Here is a 22,162-nt window from a genome sequence, read left to right as displayed (position 1 = left end):
TCGGGGTAGGGATCGGCGCACTACAGCGGCAATGGGCGCCGGGGGCAAGGCGGGATACGGGAAAAGGGCCGCGCGCTCTCGACCTCGGCGGCGGATGGGGATAGTTTCTCCCTCTTGGCGCCCGCGATGAATTGGACATGACGTGACGTTTCCCGCTGTTCGCGACCTTCTGGCAAACTTTCCGGACGATTCCCCTCTTGGGCCGGTGGACGGCTGGCCGCCCGAACTGAAGATCACCTTCCAGACGATCCAGTCGGCCGTGGCGCAGATCGCGCTGTTCTGGGGGCCGGACTACGTCGCGCTCTACAACGACACCTATGCGCCCACCATCGGGACCAAGCACCCCGCCGCCTTTGGCCGCCCCGCGCGCCTGCACTGGAGCGAGTTGTGGGACGACCTGTGCCCCCTTCTGGACCGCGTCCGCGCCGGAGAGGTCGTGTCCGCCCGCGACCGTCCCTTCTACATCGAGCGGAACGGCCATCCGGAAACGGTGACCTTCGACATCTCCTATTCCCCCGTGCGTGCGCTGGACGGGTCGGTGGCCGGTATCCTGTGCCTCGTGAACGAGACGACAGCCGCACGCGCCTATGAACGCCGCCTGATCGAGGGGGAGCAGCGCTTCCGCAACATGGCCGACAACGCCCCCGTGATGATGTGGGTCGTGGACGAGACGGGGTTCTGCACCTACCTGAACACGCGCTGGTATGAATTCACCGGCCAGACGCCGGAGGTGGCCGAGGGCTTCGGCTGGCTGGACGCCGCCCATCCCGACGACCGCAAGCGGTCCGAGGAGGTGTTCCTGGCCGCCCTGCGCGACCGCCGGCCCTTCCGGCTGGAATACCGCCTGCGCCGCCACGACGGCGTCTATCGCTGGGCGATCGACGCGGCCGAACCGCGCTTTGGCCCCGACGGCACCTTCATGGGCTATGTCGGGTCGGTCATGGACATCGACGACCGGCACGAGATGGAGGAGGCGCTGGAAAACAGCCGCCGCGACCTGTCGGCCGTGGCCCATTCCGTGGACCAGATGATCTGGACCACGCGGCCCGACGGGTATCACGACTTCTACAACGACCGCTGGTACGAATTCACCGGCCTGACCCCCGGCAGCACGGATGGCGACGGATGGGCGGGCGTGTTCCACCCCGACGACCAGCCCCGGGCGTGGGAGTTGTGGCGTGCCGCGCTGGCGACCGGCGAACCCTATGAGATCGAGTATCGCCTGCGCCACCGGTCGGGCGAATACCGCTGGGTGATCGGGCGTGCAAAGCCCGCGCACGACGCCGAGGGACGGGTCCTGCGCTGGTACGGCACCTGCACCGACATCCACGACATGAAGATGCAGGAGTTGCAGCGGGACGCGCTGCTGGAGTTGCAGGAGGTGACTCGCAACCTTGAAGACCCGCTGGACGTCACGCACGAAGCCTCGCGCCTTCTGGGCCAGTTCCTGAACGTGGACCGCGTGGGCTACGGCAACGTGACCGCCGACGGCGAGATGGTCATCGTCGAACGTGAATGGACGGCGGGGGCGCTGCCCAGCCTGAACGGCGTGCGCCGGTTCCGCGACTATGGCGCGTTCCTGGACGACCTTCAGCACGGCCGGACCGTGGTCTGCGCCGACATCGACACCGACGCCCGCATGACCAGCCACGCCCTCCTTCTGCGCGAGGTGGGAGCGCTGGCGCAGGTCATCGTGCCGATACGCGAAAAGGGGCGGCTGGTGGCCATCCTGTTCGTCCACGCGGCCGCGCCCCGCGACTGGCGGCCGGCCGATGTGGACTTCATGGGCGATTTCGCCGAGCGCATCCGCCAGACCGCCGAACGCCGCCGGGCGGAGCGGGAGCTGCGCACCCTTGCCGCCTCACTCGAGGAGCAGGTGATCGAGCGGACGGAGGCCCTGCGCCAGTCCGACGCCCTTTTGCGCCAAAGCCAGAAGATGGAGGCGATCGGCCAGCTGACGGGCGGGGTCGCGCACGATTTCAACAACAACCTTGCCGTCATCATCAGCGGGCTGAACCTGATCCAGCGCAAGCTGAACAGCGGCCGGACCGAGGATCTGGACATGCTGATGGCCGGCGCCATGGAAGGGGCGCAGCGCGCCGCCACCCTGACGCACCGTCTGCTGGCCTTTGCCCGCCGCCAGCCCCTGTCGCCCGAGGTGGTGGACGCCAACCGCATGATCTCGGGCATGAACGAGCTGCTGTCGCGCACTTTGGGCGAGGCGGTCCGGGTGGAAACGGTTCTGGGCGCGGGCCTGTGGAAGACCTCGGCCGACCTGAGCCAGCTGGAGAACGCGATCCTGAACCTCGCTGTCAACGCGCGCGACGCCATGCCCGAAGGCGGCCGCCTGACGATCGAGACGGCGAACGCCCATGTGGACGACGAATACGGCCGCCAGCACAACCTCGCCCCCGGGCAATACGTCCTGCTGGCCGTGTCCGACACCGGCGCTGGCATGACCGAGGATGTGCTGCAGCGCGCCTTTGATCCGTTCTTCACCACCAAGGGCGTGGGCAAGGGCACCGGCCTGGGCCTCAGCCAGGTCTTCGGTTTCGTGCGCCAGACGAACGGGCACGTGAAGATCTATTCCGAACCGGGCGTGGGCACCGCCGTGAAGATCTACCTTCCCCGCTATTACGGCGAGGAGGAGCATCAGGCGCCCGCGCCCGTCTCGCTCGACCAGCCCGAAGGGCGGGGGGAGGCGATCCTGCTGGTGGAGGATGACGACCGCGTCCGCAGCTTCACCGAAAACGCGCTGCGCGATCTGGGTTACACCGTCACCGCCGCGTCCAGCGGGCGCATGGCGCTGGAGATGCTGCGCGGCGGGCTGAAGGTGGACCTTCTGTTCACCGACATCATCATGCCGGAGATGACGGGCCGCAAGCTGGCCGACGCCGTGGCCGAGTTCCTGCCGCACCTGCCCGTGATCTATGCCACGGGCTACACCAGCAACGCGGTGGTGCATAACGGCATCCTCGATCCCGGGACGAACTTTTTGCAAAAGCCCTACATGCTGACGCAGCTGGCGCAGAAGGTCCGGTCCGTGCTGGACCGGACCGGTTCCAAGGGCTAGTGCGGCGCGCCCGTCAGGTCGGGCGCCTCCCACCCCCGGCCGGGCATGGCCCCCAGAAGCTGGCGGGTGTAGGCGTCCTGCGGATTGCCGAACACGTCGTCCACGGTGCCCCGTTCCACGATGCGGCCCTTGCTCATCACGATCAGGTTGTCGCAGATCTGGGCCGCGACGCGAAGATCGTGGGTGATGAACAGGATCGTCAGGCCCATGTCGCGCTTGATGTCGGCCAGAAGCTGAAGCACCTCCTTCTGCACCGACACGTCCAGGGCCGACACCGCCTCGTCCGCGATTAGGATCTTCGGTTCCACCATCAGGGCGCGGGCGATGCAGATGCGCTGCCGCTGCCCGCCGGAGAACTGGGCGGGATAGCGGTAAAGCGCCTCCTCCTCCAGCCGGACGATCTTCATCAGGCGCCGGGCGCGTTCCCACGCCACGTCCCGTCCCACGCCGAAGTTCATGGGCGCGCCGATCAGCTGTTCCCCGATCGTCCGCCGGGGGTTGAGCGAGCCGTAGGGGTCCTGAAAGACGATCTGGATATCCTTCCGGGCCGCGCGCAGGCTGTCGCGGCTGCCTTCGGCGAAGTTGCGGTTGCCGATCCAGATCGCGCCGTCGTCCGGATCCAGCAGGCGGATCAGGCAGCGGACCAGCGTCGTCTTGCCGGACCCGCTTTCGCCCACGATGCCCAGCGTTTCCCCCTTGCGGACGGTGAAGTCGGCGGGGTGCAGGGCGTGAACGGTGCGCGGCTTTTTCGTCAGCGTGCCCGCAACGTGATAGGTCTTCTCCAGCCCCTGCACGCGCAGGGCGATCTCCTCGTCCAGCACGGGGGCGGCGCCGTCGCGTTTCCTTGGCACGGCGGCGATCAGCTGGCGGGTGTACGGGTGCTGCGGGCGGTTCAGGACCTCCTCCACCGGGCCTTGTTCCACGACAACGCCCTTCTGCATCACCACGACCCGGTCCGCGATTTCGGCCACCACGTCGAAATCATGGGTGACGAACAGGATGCCCGCGTTGTGCGTGGTCTTCAGCGTCTTGAACATCGACAGGATCTGCGCCTGTGTCGTCACGTCCAGCGCGGTGGTCGGCTCGTCCGCGATCAGCAGTGTCGGGTCCATGGCCAGCGCGATGGCGATCACGATCCGCTGCCGCTGCCCGCCCGACAGCTGGTGCGGGAAGCTTGCATAGACACGGGGCGGGTCGGGAAGGCGCACCTCCTCCAGCAGTGCCATGGTCTTCGCCTTGCGTTCGGCCTTCGACAGGTTGGTGTGGGCCTTGAAGATTTCCTCGATCTGGTCGCCCACGGTGAAGCAGGGGTTCAGGGCCGTCATCGGTTCCTGGAACACCATGGCGATGCGCTTGCCACGCAGCGCCCCATGCGCGCGGCGCGACATCTTCAGAAGGTCCTGCCCTTCGAACAGCATCTGCCCGGCCGATGGCTTCAGCGCCTTGGGCAGCAGCCCCATCGCGGTGAAGGCCGTGACGGACTTGCCGGACCCGCTTTCACCCACCACGCACACGATCTCGTTCGGGTGGATGTCAAAGGACAGGTCGCGGACGGCGTGCGGCCGATCGCCGCTTTTCGGTAGATCGACCGTCAGGCCGCGAACGGAAAGAACGGGCGCGGTCATGGCTGCAACTTCCCCTCGCCGATGTCCCAGAAGAGGCCGGCCATCATGCGCGTCGCCTCCTCGGCTACGCTGACCATCATGTGTTCGTCCGGCGCGTGCTGCGAACAAGAGGGGTGCGAATGGGGGATCCACACGGTGGGCAGGCCCAGCGTTTCGGCAAACACCTCATTGGGGAGGGAGCCGCCGAAGTTCGGCTGCACGGCCGGCTCCTTGCCCGTCGTCTCGGCGATGGACTGTATGGCCAGCCGGGTCCAGGGGTTGTCGGGGTCGGTGCGGGTGGCGCGGAAGAAGCCGCGATCCATCGGCTCGATCCGGATGTCGGAAAAGCCGTGCGCGTCCAGATGTTCGCGCAAGGCGGGAAGGATGCGCTCGCGGTCCACGCCGACCACATAGCGCAGCTGGCAGGTGGCCTTGGCATGGCCGGGGATGGCGTTCACCGGTGCCTCGGGGCGGCCGCATTTGTAGGCCAGAACCTCGAAGTTGCACCAGCCATAGACCTGTTCCGGGCCCTTCAGGTCCGGCTCCCCCCAGCTGTCGTCAATGACGGGGTCGTCGGGCGTGAACTCCATCTCGATTCGTTTCAGGGCCGCGTGGACGTTGGCGGGGATGGTGCCCGGCGTCCATTCGCGGATGGCGATGCGGCCCTTGGCGTCGGTGATGGTGGCCAGCGCGTGGGCCAGCCGGATGCCCGCGTTGGGCAGAAGCCCGCCCCAGTTGCCCGAATGGTGCGCCCCTTCGCGCAGATCGCAGATCAGGTGGAACCCGTGCCCGCCCCGCGCGCCCAAGAACACTGTCGGCACATGCGTCGACACCCGCGGCCCGTCGGACGCGATCAGCACGTCGGCCGCCAGCAGATCCTTGTGGTCCACCGCCATCTCGGCCAGGCCGGGGGAACCCGATTCCTCCCCCATCTCGATCAGGACCTTGCAGTTGAAGCCAAGGCGCCCGCGTTCGGCCAGCACGATCCGCAACGCGGCAAGGTTGATCGTGTGCTGGCCCTTGTTGTCCACCACGCCGCGGCCATAGATCCGGTCGCCGGCCAGCGTCGCGTCCCAGGGGGAGCGGCCTTCCTTCCAGTCACCCTCCATGCCCCACAGCACGTCACCATGGCCATAGGTCAGGATGGTGGGGAGGGACGGATCCTCGATCCGCTCGGCGTAAAGGGCGGGGATGCGGGCCAGCTTGGTGTTGGGAAGGATGTGGCAGGTGAAGCCCATCCCCTCCAGCATGGGGCGCATTTCCTCCTCCAGATAGCCCAGATGGTCGGGCGCGCTGTCCTCTCGCGGGGATTCCGACGGGATGGACAGGCGGGCCTGAAGTTCGGACAGAAAGGTGCCGTCGGTGACATAGCGGCCGGCGGCGGCAAGAACGGTGTCGCGGGTCATGGGATCAGTTCCGGTTTTCGGGGGCCAGGGCGTCACGCAGCCCGTCGCCCATCATGTTGATGGCCAGCACCAGCACGCAGATCGCGGCGCCGGGGATCAGGATCAGCCAGCTGTCGAACAGCAGGTATTGCCGGCCTTCGGCCACCATCAGGCCCCAGGACGGGGTGGGCGGCTGCACGCCAAGGCCTAGGAACGACAGGGAGGCTTCCAAGAGGATCGCATGCGCCATCTCGAACGTGGCGATCACGGCAAGGCGGTCGAAGATGTTCGGCAGCAGTTCCTTGAACAGCAGCTTCGGGGTGGAATAGCCCATGGACTGCGCAGCCTGGATGTATTCCTGGTTGCGGATCTGCATCACGGCCGATCGCATGACCACGGCGAAGCGGTCCCACAGCAAAAGCCCCAGAACCAGCACCACGACGATCAGCGAGCCGCCGAAGATCGCGACCACGGCCAGCGCCACCATGATCACGGGCAGCGTCAGCCGCGTCATGATCAGGAAGTTGATAACGAGGTCCACCTTGCCGCCGAAATATCCGGCCAGCACGCCCATCACCGTGCCGATGATGCCCGAACAGATGACGGTGAAGATCCCGATGAGGAGGGAGATGCGCGCCCCGTGGATGATGCGGCTCAGGTAGTCGCGGCCAAGGCCGTCGGTGCCCAGGGGATGCGCCCAGTCCGCGCCCTTCAGCCAGAAGGGCGATACGGTGCGGTGCAGCATGTCCTGCTTCAAGGGGTCGTAGGGCGCGATCCACGGCGCGAAAACGGCCATCAGGAAGATCAGGCCCAGAAGGACGGCGCCGTACAGGAACACGCGGTTGGCCATGGCGCGGGCCAGAAGGCCCCGGCGTCGCGGGGTGCCTGCGGCGGGAAGGGTAAGTTCGGGGCTGGTCATTGGATGCGGATCCTCGGGTCAAGCCAGGCGTTGATGAAGTCCGCCAGCAGGACCATGACGACATAGAAGATGGCGACGATCAGCAGCACCGCCTGCACCACCGGCAGATCCATGCGCGAGATCGACTCCCACGCCAGGAAGCCGAGGCCCTGGATGCCGAACACCGTCTCGATTACCACGGACCCGCCCAGCATGTTGCCGAACTGCACCGCCGACAGCGACACGACCGGGATGACCGCGTTGCGCAGGGCATGCTTGAAGACGATCTTCCACGTCGGGATCCCCTTCGCCCGCGCCGTGCGGATGTAGTCCGAGGACATCGCCTCGATCATGCCCTGACGGATCAGGCGCATCATCGGCGGGGTGGAATAGTAGCCGAGCGCGATGGCCGGCAGCACGAAATGCCCCAGCGTGGCCGAGCCCGAGGGCGGCGCGATCCCCAGCGTCAGCGAAAACACGACGATCAGGATCAGCGCGAACCAGAAGTTCGGCATCGCCTGCCCCATCACCGCGACCAGCATCGCGGCGCGGTCGATCAGCGTGTTGGGCCAAAGCGCCGCCGCCACGCCCAGCGGGACCGACAAGGCCAGCATCACCGCCAGCGACATGACGGCAAGCGTCAGCGTGTTGGGCAGGCGGTGGGCGATCAGTTCCGCCACCGGCTGGCGGAAGAACAGGGAATCGCCGAAATCGCCCTGCACGGCCTGCCCCAGCCATTCGACATAGCGCACGGGCAGGGGACGGTTCAGACCCAGATCCTCGCGGATGGCGTCGATCTGGGCGGCGGTCGCCTCTTCGCCGGCGACGGCGATGGCGACGTCCCCCGAGGCGTTCAGAAGCGTGAAGGCAAGAAGCGAGACGGCCACGCAGACAAGCGCCGCAAGACCGATCCGCTGCATCAGGTATCGCAGCATGTGTCACCGAGGGTTGGCCCGCGCGACCGGCGCGCGGGTGCGGGGGTCACTCGTTCCAGGTGGCTTCGAAGAAGCGCGGCGTCTCGTCCGGCACGGGCGTGAAGTTCAGCTTGGCGTTGTAGACGTAGTTCAGCGCATAGGTGAAGATCGGCACCTGATAGGCCTGGTCCGAGATGCGGGCGAGGGCCTTGGCATAGGCCGCCTTGCGTGCCTCGGGGTCGATGACGCTGTTGCCTTCTTCCAGAAGGGCCGTCGTCTCGGCATCGCGGGCATAATCCACGGCCGACCCGTCATACCAATAGCCCGGCCCCGCGCTGACATCGAGGATCGACGAAGATCCCCACGCCTGGAACCACATGGGCGTCTTGCCTTCGGTCCGCGCCTGCGCAATGGCCGATGCCTGAAGCATGGTCAGGTTGGCGTCGATGCCCACCGCCGCCAGATCGCCGATGATCGCCTCCACGATGGGGCGGTCGCGATAGCCGTAGAAGTCGATGGCGAAGCCGTCGGGATACCCCGCCTCGGCCAGCATCGCTTTGGCCTTTTCCGGGTCGTAGTCGTAGACCGTCACGCCCGTGTCGATGCAGCCGAACTGGGCCGGGGCGCAGGCGGCGTTGATCGTCTCGGACCCCGCACCCACCAGCGCTTCGCGGATGCCGTCGCGGTTGATGGCGTGGCTGATGGCGCGGCGCACCTCCACGTTCTTCAGGGGCGTGTCGCCCGTGCGGCCCGCCGCGTCCATGTTCAGCGAGGCGACGCGCAGGGTCGACCCGGATTCGACCTTCAGCTGGTCCTGGCCTTCGAACTGCTGCACGGCGTCCGGCGGCACGCGCCAGATCCAGTCGAGGTTGCCGGTCATCAGCTCGATCGCCTGGGTGTTGAACTCGGCGATGCGGCGGAATTCCAGCATCTCGATCGACGGCTTGCCCTTCACGCCGCCGAAATAGTCGGCGAACGCCTCCATCTTCACGCTTTCGCCGGGCACGATCTCCGTCACGCGGTAGGGGCCGGTGCCGATGGGCTGGCGCGACATGCCGTCGGGGCCCACTTCGGCGTAATAGTCCGACGGGAAGATCGGCACGACGTTGGCGAGGTATTCCAGAACGGCGGGGAAGACGCCCTTCGTCTTCAGCCGGACAGTGTAGTCGTCGATCTTCTCCGCCCCTTCCAGGAAGAAGATGGGCTGCACGGTGGTGTGGGTGGTGACGTAGTCGATGGTGCCCACCACGTCATCGGCGGTGAAATCGCTGCCGTCGTGGAATTTGACGCCCTGCCGCAGCTTGAATTCCAGCGTGGTGTCGTCGATCCACTCGAACGACTCGGCCAGATGGGGTTCGATCTGGTTCGTGTCGTTGTTGCGATAGATCAGGGTGTCCCAGATGTGGTGGCCCAGCACGATCCCCTCGCGGATGGTGTGGGTGTAGAAGTCGATGCTGGAGGGCATGCTGTCCGATGCCCAGACGAGCGAGTTGTCGGACGGACCGGCCATCACCGGGCTGTGCATCAGGCCAGCCACAAGGGCGGTCGTAAGGGCAAGCGTTCGTTTCATGGGCATCCCTGTCGTGTTTTTCGCTTATGATTTGATCGCCGAAACAACAGCGTCTGTGGGAAGCGTAATTTTGTATACATAATTCTGTAAAGCCCCCACGTTTGGTCGGGGACCGATCTTTGCGGCCCCCCCACGACTGATGAAGAAATGTGCAGGGATCACGGGCCTTTGACGGAAATAGAGCCGATACGCAGAACCAGCCTTCACAGCGAACTGGTAAGGCGCCTGAAGGAGCTGATCGCCGACGGGGCGCTGCGTCCCGGATCAAAGCTGGTGGAAAAGGACCTGTGCGACAGCTTCGGCGTGTCGCGCACCCCGCTGCGCGAGGCGATCCGCGCGCTGGCTGCCGAGGGGCTGCTGGTGCTGACGCCCAATCGAGGCGCGACCGTGGCCACGGTGACGGAGGATCAGATCCTCGAATCCTTTCTGGTCATGGGTGCGCTGGAGGGGCTGGCGGGTGAACTGGCCGCGCCGCGCATCACGGGGGCGCAGATGGCGGCCCTGCGCGCCGCCCATGCGGCCATGCTGGACTGCCGCCGCGCCGGGGATTTGGACGGGTATTACGCCCAGAACCGCGCCATCCACGACACCATCTTCGACGCCGCCGGCAACGGCACGCTGAGCGAGACGCGCCGCATGGTGCACCGGCGGATCGTGAACCTGCGCTTCATCGCCCGCATCGGCGACGAGGAGTGGGCCATCGCCATCGCCGAACATGAAGAGATGCTGGTGGCACTGGAGGCGCGGGACGGGCCCGCCTTGGGCGCCGTGCTGCGCCGCCATCTGGAATCGAAGCGCCAGCAGGTCGCGCGCTGGCTGGCGCGTCAGGGGTAGGGCGCCCCGACCTCCACCGGATGGATCGTGAGGGCAGTGCTTTCCGCCTGCGCCCGGCGATGGCTGCCGGGCGCAGGCGGATCAGATCAGGCTTTCGGGATGGATGGGGAAGCGGTGCGGCCGCACCCCCGTCGCGTGCCACACCGCGTTGGCGATCGCGCCCACCGTGCCCGTCACGCCCAGTTCCCCCACGCCCTTGATGCCAAGGGCGTTCACGAAGGGGTCGTCCTCGTGCACCGTCAGCGCCTCGATCATGGGGATGTCGGCGTTGACGGGGATGTGGTAGCCTGCCAGATCGTTGTTGGTGAAGCGGCCGGTGCGGGCGTCGTGGATCGCTTCCTCGTGCAGGGCGAAGCCCACGCCCCAGATCATGCCGCCCAGAAGCTGGCTGCGCGCCAGTTGCGGGTTCACGATGCGGCCCACGGCGAAGGCTCCGACCAGCCGGTTCACCCGGATCTGGCCAAGGTCGGGATCGACCAGCACCTCGGCGAACACCCCCCCGTGCGAGAACATGGCCCGCTGCGCCTCGCCCTCGCGCGCGCCCTTGCCTTCGCCGCGCACCAGATCCAGCCCCGCGCGGGCGAGGATATCCTCATACGCCTCGCTCCGGCTCTCATCATCGTTGCGGTAAAGGCGGCCGCCGCGCGCGGTGACGCCCGCGTTGCCCGCCCCGAACAGGGGGGAGGCGGGGTCGTTCGTCGCCAGATCCGCCAGCTGCCGCACGGTGTCCGCGCCCGCGTTGAACAGGGCGGTGCCCGCCGTGGCCGTGTGGCCCGAGCCACCCGCCACGCCCGCATCCGGCAGGTCGGACTGCCCGGACCGGAACTCCAGCCGGTCGATGTCGATGCCCAGGCCGTCGGCCGCGATCTGCGCCAGCGCCGTCCACGCCCCCTGGCCCATGTCCGCGGCCGAGGTTTCGACAACCGCGCTGCCATCCGCGCGCAGGGTGGCGTGGGCGGCGGCCTGGAACATGGGGCAGGGGAACTGCGCCGTGCCCATGCCCCAGCCCTTCAGCAGCCGCCCTTGCCGCATCGTCCGCGGCTCCAGCGGGCGGTCCTTCCAGCCGAAAAGGTCCGCGGCCCGTTCGTAGCATTCGCGCAGGGCCTTTGACGAGAACTCCATCCCCGTGGACGGATCGGTGTCTGCATAATTCAGCAGGCGGAAGGCCAGCGGGTCCATACCAAGGGCATAGGCGGCCTCGTCGATCGCCACCTCCAGCGCGGCGGAACCGGGCGCCTCGCCCGGCGCGCGCATTGGGCCGGGGGTGCCGGTGTCGGTGCGCACGGCGCTGTGGGTGGTCCGCATCGCGGTTGTGGCATAAACGCTGTGCGACGCGTTGGACGCGCTTTCGATGAAGTCGTCGAAGGTGGAGGCGACGGCCAGCGTGTGATGGTCCAGCGCCGCGATGCGGCCGTGTTCGTCCAGATCCAGCCGCAGCGTCTGGCGCGTGGCGGGGCGATGGCCGACGGGGCCGAACATCTGGTCGCGCCGCAGCGCCAGCTTCACCGGGCGGTCCAGATCGCGGGCGGCCAGCACCACCAGAAGCTGCGCGCCATACAGGATGGCCTTGGATCCGAAGCCGCCTCCCAGAAACGGACTGCGGATCAGGATCTGCGACGGTTCGATCCCCAGATAGGTGGCGAAGCTCTGCTTGGCGAGGCCGATGGCCTGGTTCGGCGTGTCGATCTCCAGCCGGTCGCCGAACCATTGGGCGGTGATGGCGTGCGGCTCCAGCGCGTTGTGATACTGGGCCGCGGTCTCAACCACCGTGTCCAGATGGCGCGCGGCGCCTGCGCGGGCGGCGTCCATGTCGCCCGCCTCCAGCGACGGGGGGCGGCCGATGCTGACGGTTTCGGGCTGATAAGGGGTGTTGCCGTCCAGTCCGATGCGCGGGGCCTCGGCCTCGTAGCGGGGGTTCAGAAGGCGGGCGCCTTCGGTCGCGGCTTCCAGCGTGTCCGCCACCACCAGCGCGATGGGCTGGCCCGCATAGCGCACGGTGTCGTCCTGCAGGGCCTCCATCCGCCAGGCGAAGCCGTGGATCTTGGTGTCGGGATGCTCGGCCAAGGGCGGGCGGTTCGCGGGGGTGTAGACGCGGACCACGCCCGGATGGGCCAGCGCCGCCGCCGTGTCCAGATGGGCGACCCTTCCGCGCGCGATGCCTGCGGTGGCGGTGACGGCGTGCAGCATCCCCCCGGGCTGGCGGTCGGCCGCATAGGGGGCCCGCCCCGTCACCTTCAGCACGCCGTCGCGCCGCGTCATCGACTGCCCCGCGTTGGAGCCGAGGCGCACATGCGCCTGCACGTTCATCAGGTCAGCCATGATCATCTCCTTCGAAAACGGAGGCGGGAAGGGCGGGCATCCGGTCGGGGGTTCCGGCGGCGGCCAGCGTCAGTGCGCGCACGGCGATGCGGCGGGCCAGCACGATCTTGGCCGCGTTGTTGCCCGACGGCGCGGCCCCCTGCAGGGCCAGCTCCGCGGCGCGGGCGAAATTGGTCTCAATGGGCGGCTGGCCCAGAAGGGCGGCCTCGGCCCCCGTGCTGCGCCAAGGGCGGGCGGCGACCCCGCCCAAGGCTAGACGCGCGGCCACGATGCGGTTGTCCTGCACCGCGATCCCCGCCGCGGCCGACACGATGGCAAAGGCGAAGGAGGTGCGTTCGCGCAGCTTCACATAGCGGGCATGGCGGGCCATGCCGCCGGGATCGGGCAGGCGGATATGGGTGATGACCTCTCCCGCCGCCAGCGCGGGCGGAACGCCGTTCGCGTCGGGCAGGGGGTGGAAGGTGGCCATCGGCACCTCGCGTGTGCCTGCGGGGCCCGCAATCTCCACCACCGCGTCAAAGGCGGCGAGGGCGACGCACAGGTCGGACGGGTGGGTGGCGATGCAGCCGGACGTCCAGCCAAGGATGGCGTGGTTGCGCGTTTCCCCGCCGATGGCGGAACAGCCCGTCCCCGGTTCGCGCCGGTTGCAGGGGGACAGCGGGTCCATGAAATAGGAACAGCGGGTGGACTGCATGACGTTGCCGCCGGTGGTGGCCGCGTTGCGCAGCTGGGCCGAAGCGCCCGACAGAAGCGCCTCCGCCACCGCCGGGAAGCGGGCCAGCACCTGCGGGTGCCGCGCAAGGTCGGCGTTGCGGACCATGGCGCCGATGCGCAGGCCGCCCCCGTGGTCCTCGATCTGGCTCAGGGGCAGGCGGGTGACGTCCACCAGCCGCGACGGCGTGGCGACGCCGATCTTCATCAGGTCCAGAAGGTTGGTGCCGCCCGCCAGAAGGGCCCCTTCGGCCCCCACGGCGGCGCCCAGCGTGTCGGCGCGGGTGTAGTCGAACAGGTTCATGCCGCATCCTCCCGTGTCATCGTGCGGGTAGCGTCCAGCACCGCCTCGGTGATGCCGGCATAGGCGGCGCAGCGGCACAGGTTGCCGCTCATCCCCTCGCGCACGCGCTCGGGATCCAGCCCGGCCTCGGCCTCGGCGATCAGGGCCACGGCGGACATGATCTGGCCGGGGGTGCAATAGCCGCACTGGAAGCCGTCATGGCGAAGGAAGGCGTCCTGCACGGGGTGCAGGCGATCGCCCTCGGCCAGCCCCTCGATCGTGGTGACAGCGGCCCCGTCATGGGACAGCGCCAGCGCAAGGCAGGCATTCATGCGGCGGCCGTCGATCAGCACGGTGCAGGCGCCGCACTGGCCACGGTCGCATCCCTTCTTGGTGCCGGTCAGGCCAAGGCGTTCGCGCAGCACGTCCAGAAGCGTGGCGCGCGGGTCGTCCAGCGCGATGGTCTGCGTGGTTCCGTTGATGGTCAGGTTCAGGGTCTGTGTCATCTTTCCCTCGTTGGCGATAAGCTGGTGGGGAACGCGGGCCGGAAGCGGCCATGGATCAGACTATACGGAGGGTGCCTCCGTTTTGCAAGCGCGATGGAGGCGTGGATCGGAACATGGGCGAGGAGACGCCAAAGGCAAGGAAACCGCGCGCCGATCAGGCCCGCAACCGCGAGCGCCTTCTGGCCGCCGCGGGGGAGGTGTTCCGCAGCGACGGGGCAAGTCTTGAGGCCGTGGCGCGAAAGGCTGGGGTGGGAATCGGCACGCTCTACCGCCACTTCCCCACGCGCGAGGCGTTGTTTCAGGCCGTCTATGCGCGCGAGGTGGAGGCGCTGGAGGCGCTGGCGGGCACCGGCGACCTGACGGTGTGGATGCGCGCGGCGCTGGAGATGGTGGCCACGAAAAAGGGCATGGTCACGGCGCTGGCGCCCGCGCTGGACAAGGACGCGCCGTTCTTCACCGAACAGTCGGCCCGGCTGGTCGCGGCCGTGGCCGCGCTGCGCGACCGGGCGGTGGCGGCGGGACAGGTGCGGGCCGAGGTGGAGGCCGACGACCTGATGCGCGTGCTCCTCGGCCTCAGCTATGGCCCCGGGGCGGACGCGTCGCGCGCGGGGCTGCTGCTGGACGTGTTTCTGGACGGGTTGCGGCCAAGATGACCCGTCAGCGCCAGGTGGTTCCGTCGCCCCCGGCGCAGCCATAGGGCGGGACGACATTGCCGAAGGTGGCGTGCAGCTTGTCGCAGCCCCAGCGGTTCAAAGGGCCGGGCAGGCGGCTGTTGATCTCGATCCCCACCTCGTCATAGGGGGAGGTCGTGTTGGACACGTAAAGATACCAGCGCCCCCCGAAGACCGCCGCCGCTGCGACCAGAACGACGACCGCGACCGTCAACACCTTTGCCATGAGACCCCTCCCCCTGATGGTTCGCGACATAGAGCGCAGGCGGGATCAGTTGTCCATGGGCTGGTCGGTGTCGATGCTCACCTCCACCGACAGGCCGGGGACCAGCCGGTCGGCCACGGGCTGATCCGGATCGAACCCGATCCGCACCGACAGACGCTGCGTGATCTTGGTGAAGTTGCCGGTGGCGTTGTCGGTCCGCAGCACGCTGAACTCGTTCCCCGTGGCGGGGGAGAAGCTCTCGACATGCCCCGTCAGCGTCTGGCCGTCCAGCGCGTCCACGCGGATGGTGGCCTGCTGGCCGATCTTCATGCCGTGCAGCTGCGTTTCCTTGAAGTTCGCGATGATCCAGGCGCGGTGCGGCACAAGACCCATCATCTGGGTGCCGGGGCTGACATACTGGCCCACGCGGGTCCCGATCTCGCCCAGTCGGCCATCTTCGGGGGCAAGGATGCGGGTGTTGTCCAAGTCGATCTGCGCCAGTTCGGCGGCGGCCTCCGCGGCCTCGATCCCGGCCTGCGCACTGCCGCGCGAGGTTTCGGCCGCCAGCACGTCCTGACGCGCGATCTCCACCTGCGCCTCGGCCGTGTTGACGTTGGCCGAGGCCTGATCCAGCGACGCGCGGGCGTTGTCGAGATCCGATTGCGAGGTGACGCCCCGCGCCTGAAGGGTGGTCAGGCGGTCGAACTCGCGCTTGGCCACCTCATTGTTCACACGCGCCGCGTTCAACGAGGCTTCGGCCGCGGTCACCTGCGCCTCGGCCGAGGCGCGTTGCTGCGCCGCGGTGGCCAGCGCCGCCCGCTGTTGGGCAAGGTTCGCCTTGGCCTGCGCCACCTTCTGGACATAGATGCGGTCGTCGATCCGGGCCAGAAGGTCGCCGGCCTTCACCTCCTCGTAGTCCGTGACCAGAACCTCCACGACATGGCCCTGCACCTGCGGGGCGATGAAGGTGATCTTGCTGCGGACATAGGCGTTGTCGGTCCGCTGCACCGCGCTGGTGAAGGGGGGCAGGTGCCAAGCGTACAGCACCAGAAGAACGCCGATCACCCCGATCAGGACGGCGACGATGGATCCGACATGTTTGATGAGCTTGTTCATGGGTGGTTCATCCGTTGGCAGGGGTGCCGGCCGCAATCCGGGCGCTGCGCAGGATCAGCGCCCAGTGGACCAGCAGGACCGCCAGCGCGCCGGTGGCGACGCAGGCGATCATGAAGAAGATGTCGTTGTAGGCCAGCACCGTCGCCTCGCGCTGAACGGTCTGGCCCAGGGTGGTCACGGCCTGCGCCTGCCGCGCGGCGACGTCGGCCGTGGTGCCGGTGTAGGCGCCGGCATAGGTTTGAAGGCGCTGGATCACCAGCGGGTCGCTTTGCCCCAGACCTTCGTGAAGGCGGGTCGTGTGGGCGTTCTGGCGGAACTGCAGCACCGTCTGGAACAGGGCCGAACCAAGCGCCCCGCCGATGCGCTGCGTCAGAAGGAACACGATGATGAAGGACAGGATGTAGAGCGGGCCCTTCCTGAACGCCACGATCAGCCCCGCGGCCATTGCCGCCGGCAGGAACAGCGCGCTGGCAAAGGCGATCATCGCCTGGCTGACCATCATCTGCGGCGGCCGCGTCAGGCTGGTGGAGTTCGAATCCATCAGCGCCCCCGCGATGATCAGCATAAGGGCCACGGCGTGGATCGCATGCTCCCGCCCCGGTTTCAGGACGGCGGCGCTGACGATGCCGCCCAGCACGGTCATGCCAAGGATCATCCAGAACATCCCCTGCATCTGCGCGTTCTGCAGGCCCAGCGTCTGGAACAGCCCCGGCGCGCCCGACGTCTGTTCGGCCAGCACGATCCGGAAGATCAGAAGCGCCCCCGCGAATTGCAGAATGGCGGGCGACACGATCCAGCGGATGTCGATCAGGGGCGTCTTGCGGTTCAGCTCGATCAGGCCGGCAAGGATCAGCGCGGCGACCGCCCCGGCCATCATGACGCCCAGCCACCAGCGGTCGAACCACCAGTAGGACCGCCCCACCGTCAGCGCGACTGCAAGGCTGCCCATGCCGACGAAGATCAGCGGGAAGCTGACGAAGTCCCACCTCTGGATCACCTTTTCGCGCGGAACGGGCGTCAGCGGCAGAAGGTGCACAAGGGCCGCCGCGATCAGCGCCAGCGCCAGTTCCAGCACCGTCACCTGATGCCAGCCGCCCAGATCCAGCAGATGCGGCGCCAGCACGCGCGACAGGGGTGCGCCCAAGGACGTGCCCATCAGCGTCAGCGAGAGCCCCACGCTCAGCTTGTAGGGGGGGGAGAACGGCTCCAGCATGTAGAGGAAGGCGAGGGTGGAGATGGGGGCGGCGGCCATCCCGCTGAGGAACCGCACGACAACGCCGCTTTCCAGATCCAGCGCGGCCAGGTTCAAAAGCGCGGCCGCCACGAAACAGGCCAGCGCCACCTGCGCGAACAGGCGCAGGCCGAACTGCGTGCGGATCTTCACCAGCGCCACGGTCAGGGCCGCCGGCGCCAGATAGGCCGCGACGAGCCACAGCGCCTCTTGCTGCGTGGCGGAGAATTCCCCCTGCACCTGCGACAGGTTGGAGGAAAAGAAGCTCATCCCCAGCCCTTGGGCGATGCCGATCAGCAGCGAAGCGAAGACGTAGATCGCGGCCTTCGGGAAGGGCATGACCAGCATGGGCGGCGGGGCAGGGGGTGTGGACGTGTCAGTCATCCTTGGACCCGTGATCGAGATTGGCCAGAAGGCGCACCAGAACGGCGTTGGCCGCCGCAAGGTCCCCCGTCGGCACGTTTTTCAGAAGATCGGCCTGCGTGGCGGCCAGAAACCGTTCCAGATCCGCGGCGCGTTCGCGGGCAAGATCGGTCAGGAACACGCGCCGGGTGCGGCGGTCGCTGTCGTCTGCGCGGCGTTCGGCGAAACCGGCCTTTTCCAGCCCATCCACCAGCGCCACGACCGAGGATCCCGCAATGCCAAGGCACTGCGCCAGTTGCGTCTGCGTCTGCCCATCCTCGCGCCCCAGCCGGACGAGAAGCCGCGCCCGCGCCATCGACAGGCCGAGCTCCTGTGCATGCATCTCGAACCGCAGCGCCATGAGACGCGTCACCGCGGCGAGCCGTTCCATGAAATCCGAGGGGGTCGATGCCATGAGCCACCTGATAGTTAGTGGCCTAATTAATATCTTCCTGTGTGGCGTCAAGAGGATTGGCCCGAGGACACGGCCTCTGCTTTCGACGTCGAAAGGTCACGGCGTTAGACCGTGGACGCCAAGTGAAGGACCACAGGCAACCGCTGAGCCGTGGGGCGACGGGCAGGCTTGAAGGTGAGGGGTTGGGGCTGCAGATGAATCGGGAGGCCACATCACCGCGTGGGGGCGGATAAGGCCCCGCACCGGCGTTTACTAGGAAACTGGCGCGGTATCGCAAAATCTGCGCGCAGGGCGAAATCTGCCACGTACGCGGGTGATGAAGGATGATGCGCTGCTGCAACTCGGCGCCCGTTCATCCGGAACCGCCGCGGCCGACTCGAGGGCGGGCTGGGCGCCGGAGGTTAGATCAGCAGGTCCTCCACCCGCCGGATCTCCAGCACCATTCCGCGTGGGCCTGCCAGCGCCTCGGCGGCGGAGGGGCGGCCGGCGCGTTCAGGATGCTCTATCAGGTCCGCGTTGGGGAAGTCCCCGAAGTCGAGGCCGGTGCGCTCGCCCAGCTCCTCCAGACCCACCTGATACAGGCGGAACGGCTCAAAGCTCAGCGCCTCAAGGTCGCTCAGAAGGTCGGCCTGCGTCAGGATGAAGGCGGCAACGCGGGCTTCGTCATCCTCCCCCCGCCACGCGATCAGCTTCCAGAAGGTGCGGGGGATGCGCGCGTCGCGATAGGTGATGTCGTCGTCGGCAAAGATCGGGCCGCCCTGCACCGACAGGCGCAGATCGGCCACCTGCGCGCCCGCGAAGACGTGATCCTCCAGCTCTCCCCACAGGCCCGAGCGGGAGGCCTGGTTGAACCCCTGATGCTGCGGCGCGATGTTGGTGTAGAAGAAGGAGTCGCGGTTGGCCTGCCGCGCTTCCTCCACATCGCCCCAGCACAGATCGGCGCGACGGGCGATGTGGCCCCGGTCGAGGTTGTTGCCAACGTAAAGCTCATTCCCCCACTGATGCTCCTCGTCGATGCGGGGGTCGAGGGAGAAGCCCGTACGCGGCAGCTTCACGATCCGTGCGCCGTCGATGTTCCACGCGACATAGCGCGCCATCCGCCGCGCGGCCGACAGGCAGACGCTGAAATGCGTGTAGGGAATCGTCTGGCCGTCGTCGAAATTGACCGCGTCGCGCTTCAGCGCGGTCGACAGCCCCGGTTCGGGCAGGAACAGGCCCAGGAAGTCCGGGTCATAGCCGGTGCGGGGCACGGCGGTGTCCATGCCCTCGGTCTGCGGGGCGGTGGTGTCCAGCACGAAATCGAGCTTCTTCTGCAGCGAGGCCGGATAGCAGGCCAGCGCGTGCTCATCCTCCGCCCCGTCGGCCTCGCCCGCGAAATGCAGGCCGGCGAAGATGTCGGTGGCCGCGTCCCCGTCGGCGATCAGCCAGGCGGCACCGGAATCGCCGCCCATGCTCAGCTCCCCTTCCGGGGCGGGGCGGTCGGGATCGGCCCCGATCTCGAACCCGCCGATGGGCTGGGGGCCGTTCAGAAGGCCGTAGTCCAGCTTCACCATCACGTCGACGCGCCGCACGATGCCATAGGTGATGCCGGTGGTGCGGCCAGATTTCACCACCCGGTCGTCCAGATCCACGCGGGCCATGCGGCGGGGGATGACGTCCAGCCCCAGCACGGAGGGATCGTGACCGCGCCCGGCGATCCGCGCCAGCGCGCCGTCGCCGGCCGCGCCCAGATGGCTGCGCAAAAGGGTGCCGGCCCCATTCTGCGCCACCTCGTTATCGTCATAGGGCCCGGGCTGGACGATGCGGTCGCCGATGGCGCCCCCCGCCCCGTGCAGGACGTGCCAGTTCGACAGGATGCAGGGCGCGCCCGTTGCGCGGTCCCGCACGATCAGGCCCAGCGTGCCCGCCGTGCCCCCCACATGCGACACACTGATGCCGGGGCGAACGGGATCCACGCGCAGGCGGCGGTCGTCCAGCTGCCCCGGCTCCACGATCTCATACGACGGTTCATAGTCGCGCTGCACCACGTCGGTGGGGATGCGGACGCCGTCCACCTCCACCGCCTCGGGGATGCGAGCGGTGTTCAGCGTCTCGATCGCGGTTTCGCCCTTGGTGCGGACGGTGAACTGCAGGCAGATGGGCCCCGTGCCGTTCTTGCGACCGATCCCGACCGAGGTGACGTTGGGATCGTTCAGGTAGTCCATCCCCTTCAGGCGGATGTGGCGGCGCAGCGCCTCCATGTCCGGACCCGTGCCCTTGTCTTTCGCCGTTCGCTTCGCCATCGCCCACTCCACGTCTTCCGCCCCATGAAAAGGCCGCAACATGACAGGGGCAAGACAGGCCCCGCCCGCTGGCGCTTATTCGCGGCCCTGCGGCTGGCCGGGATGGCCGTCATGCTGCGGATCGGTGTTCTCGCCCGGATCCTGCGCGTCGGGTTGCACCAGCGTGGGCTTCAGGGCGCCGGCTTCGTCCTCGGCGGCGTCCTCATGCTCCTCGTCCGTCATGGGCTTGTGGCCGTGGGCGACGGCGCCGTTGTCGTCCTGCTCACGCTCCTCGGCACTTGGCGCGGGCAGGTATTGGGCCTGCGCGGCAACGGGGGCCAGCGAGGTGAGGCAGAGGAGAAGAATGCGCAGTTTCATGAGGATACCTTTCGTCGATGCCGAGGGGGAAACACCCGCACGCCGCGGGATGTTCCCCGGCCCGCCTGCCGGGGACTTGACCGGCCCCGCCTGTGCGCGAAGATGGACGTGTCAGGGGAAGGAACGGATCATGGACGCATCGCAGGCCCGGTCGCTGCTGGGGGACATGTTCGCCGCCGCCATCGGCAGCGCCGACCCCGCACGGGTTCTGGCGCGGCATCTGCCCGAACGCCCCCGGGGCCGCGTGGTGGTGGTGGGGGCGGGCAAGGCCGCCGCCACGATGGCGCAGGCGGTGGAGGCGGGGTGGCCCGACGCCGACCTGTCGGGCGTCGTGGTGACGCGCGATGGCCACGCCGTGCCCACCACCCGCATCACGGTGCTGGAGGCCGCGCATCCCGTGCCCGACCCCCGCAGCGAGGACGCCGCCACGCGCATCCTGGACGCGGTGCGGGGGCTGGGGCCGGACGATCTGGTGCTGGCCCTGATCTCGGGCGGCGGATCGGCCCTGATGACCCGGCCGGTGGAAGGGGTGACCCTGGCCGACAAGGTCGCGATGAACCGGAGGCTTCTGGCCATGGGCGCGCCGATCGGGGTGATGAACCAGGTGCGGCGGCGGTTGTCGGCGGTGAAGGGCGGGAAGCTCGCGCAGGCGGCGGCCCCGGCGCGGGTGGTGACGCTGGCCATCTCGGATGTGCCGGGGGATGATCCGGGCACCATCGCCTCGGGCCCCACGGTGCCGGACCGGACGGCGGGGGCGGACCTGTCGGACATCGTCCGCGATCTGGGTCCGGACCTGCCCGAGGCCGCGCGCCGTGCCCTTCTGGCGCCCTCGGCCCCGGTGGAATTCGTGACCGACTACCGCCTGATCGCCACGCCGATGATGGCCCTGAAGGCGGCGGCCGCCGTGGCGGAACGCGCGGGCGTCCGCCCCCTGATCCTGGGCGACGCGCTGGAGGGGGAGGCGCGCGAGATGGGCCGCATCCTTGCCGGCATCGCGCAAAGCTGCCGCGCCCACGGCCGGCCGCATCCCCCGCCCGTGGTGCTTTTGTCGGGAGGGGAGACGACCGTGACCCTGCGCACCGACAGGCCCGGGCGCGGTGGGCGCAACATGGAATGCGCGCTGGCCCTTGCGCTGGCGCTGGACGGCGCGCCGGGCGTCCACGCGCTTTTGGCCGACACCGATGGCATCGACGGGTCGGGCGAGGCGGCGGGGGCCACCCTTGGCCCCGACACGCTGGCCCGCGCCACGGCGATGGGGCTGGACGCGGGCGCGATGCTGCGCGGGCATGACAGCGAAACGCTGTTCGGCGCGCTGGACGATCTGATGCGCACCGGCCCCACGCGCACCAACGTGAACGACTTTCGCGCCGTCCTGATCACCTGACG

Annotated in this window: 18 protein-coding genes; 4 read left to right on the top strand and 14 right to left on the bottom strand. The window is 68.3% G+C overall.

The window, feature by feature from the left end; all coding sequences use genetic code 11:
- The first annotated feature begins 142 nt into the window (after positions 1-142).
- The gene (locus tag PIJ50_RS12775) at positions 143-3,073 is read left to right on the top strand and encodes a PAS domain S-box protein (RefSeq protein ID WP_271975821.1); all 2,931 of its coding nucleotides are present in this window, start codon (positions 143-145) and stop codon (positions 3,071-3,073) included.
- Here the strand turns inward: PIJ50_RS12775 and PIJ50_RS12770 are convergent.
- From PIJ50_RS12770 to PIJ50_RS12750, 5 genes are read right to left on the bottom strand one after another with little or no spacing between them, the layout of a single operon-like run.
- Positions 3,070-4,698 carry a dipeptide ABC transporter ATP-binding protein gene (locus tag PIJ50_RS12770; RefSeq protein WP_271975820.1) on the bottom strand — a complete coding sequence of 543 codons (1,629 nt, stop codon included), beginning with the start codon at positions 4,696-4,698 and terminating at the stop codon, positions 3,070-3,072. The two genes, PIJ50_RS12775 and PIJ50_RS12770, sit on opposite strands and share 4 nt — an antisense overlap.
- Positions 4,695-6,083 carry a M20 family metallopeptidase gene (locus PIJ50_RS12765; protein ID WP_271975819.1) on the bottom strand — a complete coding sequence of 463 codons (1,389 nt, stop codon included), beginning with the start codon at positions 6,081-6,083 and terminating at the stop codon, positions 4,695-4,697. The genes PIJ50_RS12770 and PIJ50_RS12765 overlap by 4 nt, the downstream gene beginning before the upstream one ends.
- A gap of 4 nt (positions 6,084-6,087) precedes the next feature.
- The gene (locus PIJ50_RS12760; RefSeq protein WP_271975818.1) at positions 6,088-6,981 is read right to left on the bottom strand and encodes an ABC transporter permease; all 894 of its coding nucleotides are present in this window, start codon (positions 6,979-6,981) and stop codon (positions 6,088-6,090) included.
- Positions 6,978-7,895 carry an ABC transporter permease gene (locus PIJ50_RS12755; protein WP_271975817.1) on the bottom strand — a complete coding sequence of 306 codons (918 nt, stop codon included), beginning with the start codon at positions 7,893-7,895 and terminating at the stop codon, positions 6,978-6,980. Before PIJ50_RS12755 ends, PIJ50_RS12760 begins: the two co-directional genes overlap by 4 nt.
- Positions 7,896-7,941: 46 nt before the next feature.
- Positions 7,942-9,444 (bottom strand): ABC transporter substrate-binding protein, encoded by a 1,503-nt coding sequence (locus PIJ50_RS12750; protein WP_271975816.1) that lies wholly within the window; start codon positions 9,442-9,444, stop codon positions 7,942-7,944.
- A 168-nt stretch (positions 9,445-9,612) separates the two neighbouring features.
- Between PIJ50_RS12750 and PIJ50_RS12745 the strand changes: the two genes are divergently transcribed.
- Positions 9,613-10,278, top strand: coding sequence for a GntR family transcriptional regulator (locus PIJ50_RS12745; RefSeq protein WP_271975815.1), 666 nt, complete (start codon positions 9,613-9,615; stop codon positions 10,276-10,278).
- An 81-nt stretch (positions 10,279-10,359) separates the two neighbouring features.
- Here the strand turns inward: PIJ50_RS12745 and PIJ50_RS12740 are convergent, their stop codons facing one another.
- The 3 genes from PIJ50_RS12740 to PIJ50_RS12730 are packed head-to-tail and all read right to left on the bottom strand — an operon-like array spanning position 10,360 to position 14,097.
- The gene (locus tag PIJ50_RS12740; protein WP_271975814.1) at positions 10,360-12,597 is read right to left on the bottom strand and encodes a xanthine dehydrogenase family protein molybdopterin-binding subunit; all 2,238 of its coding nucleotides are present in this window, start codon (positions 12,595-12,597) and stop codon (positions 10,360-10,362) included.
- On the bottom strand, positions 12,590-13,612 hold the full coding sequence (locus PIJ50_RS12735; protein ID WP_271975813.1) for an FAD binding domain-containing protein: 1,023 nt from the start codon (positions 13,610-13,612) through the stop codon (positions 12,590-12,592). The genes PIJ50_RS12740 and PIJ50_RS12735 overlap by 8 nt, the downstream gene beginning before the upstream one ends.
- Positions 13,609-14,097 carry a (2Fe-2S)-binding protein gene (locus tag PIJ50_RS12730; RefSeq protein ID WP_271975812.1) on the bottom strand — a complete coding sequence of 163 codons (489 nt, stop codon included), beginning with the start codon at positions 14,095-14,097 and terminating at the stop codon, positions 13,609-13,611. The genes PIJ50_RS12735 and PIJ50_RS12730 overlap by 4 nt, the downstream gene beginning before the upstream one ends.
- Before the next feature lie 113 nt (positions 14,098-14,210).
- On the opposite strand from PIJ50_RS12730, the gene PIJ50_RS12725 reads away from it, so the two are divergent.
- Entirely contained in the window at positions 14,211-14,750 is a 540-nt protein-coding gene (locus PIJ50_RS12725) for a TetR/AcrR family transcriptional regulator (RefSeq protein WP_271975811.1), read from the top strand.
- Between the two features lie 4 nt (positions 14,751-14,754).
- Here PIJ50_RS12725 and PIJ50_RS12720 read toward each other — a convergent pair whose 3' ends face one another.
- The 6 genes from PIJ50_RS12720 to PIJ50_RS12695 all read right to left on the bottom strand — a co-directional run bounded on the left by PIJ50_RS12720 (position 14,755) and on the right by PIJ50_RS12695 (position 20,776).
- Entirely contained in the window at positions 14,755-14,994 is a 240-nt protein-coding gene (locus tag PIJ50_RS12720; protein ID WP_271975810.1) for a hypothetical protein, read from the bottom strand.
- 45 nt (positions 14,995-15,039) lie between these two features.
- The gene (locus PIJ50_RS12715; RefSeq protein ID WP_271975809.1) at positions 15,040-16,089 is read right to left on the bottom strand and encodes an HlyD family secretion protein; all 1,050 of its coding nucleotides are present in this window, start codon (positions 16,087-16,089) and stop codon (positions 15,040-15,042) included.
- 7 nt (positions 16,090-16,096) lie between these two features.
- Entirely contained in the window at positions 16,097-17,704 is a 1,608-nt protein-coding gene (locus tag PIJ50_RS12710) for an efflux MFS transporter permease (protein WP_271975808.1), read from the bottom strand.
- Positions 17,697-18,137 carry a MarR family winged helix-turn-helix transcriptional regulator gene (locus tag PIJ50_RS12705; RefSeq protein ID WP_271975807.1) on the bottom strand — a complete coding sequence of 147 codons (441 nt, stop codon included), beginning with the start codon at positions 18,135-18,137 and terminating at the stop codon, positions 17,697-17,699. The genes PIJ50_RS12710 and PIJ50_RS12705 overlap by 8 nt, the downstream gene beginning before the upstream one ends.
- Before the next feature lie 401 nt (positions 18,138-18,538).
- Positions 18,539-20,419, bottom strand: coding sequence for a DNA/RNA non-specific endonuclease (locus PIJ50_RS12700; protein ID WP_271975806.1), 1,881 nt, complete (start codon positions 20,417-20,419; stop codon positions 18,539-18,541).
- A gap of 75 nt (positions 20,420-20,494) precedes the next feature.
- A complete protein-coding gene (locus PIJ50_RS12695; RefSeq protein WP_271975805.1) occupies positions 20,495-20,776 on the bottom strand; it encodes a hypothetical protein in 282 nt (93 codons plus the stop codon).
- A 130-nt stretch (positions 20,777-20,906) separates the two neighbouring features.
- Here PIJ50_RS12695 and PIJ50_RS12690 point away from each other — a divergent pair, with 130 nt between their 5' ends.
- On the top strand, positions 20,907-22,160 hold the full coding sequence (locus PIJ50_RS12690; protein WP_271975804.1) for a glycerate kinase type-2 family protein: 1,254 nt from the start codon (positions 20,907-20,909) through the stop codon (positions 22,158-22,160).
- Positions 22,161-22,162 lie beyond the last annotated feature (2 nt).

The organism is Falsirhodobacter sp. 20TX0035 (genome assembly GCF_028307215.1).
Classification (GTDB): domain Bacteria; phylum Pseudomonadota; class Alphaproteobacteria; order Rhodobacterales; family Rhodobacteraceae; genus Falsirhodobacter.
Note: the sequence above shows the minus strand (reverse complement) of the source record. Positions and strands in the feature narration are given on the sequence as shown.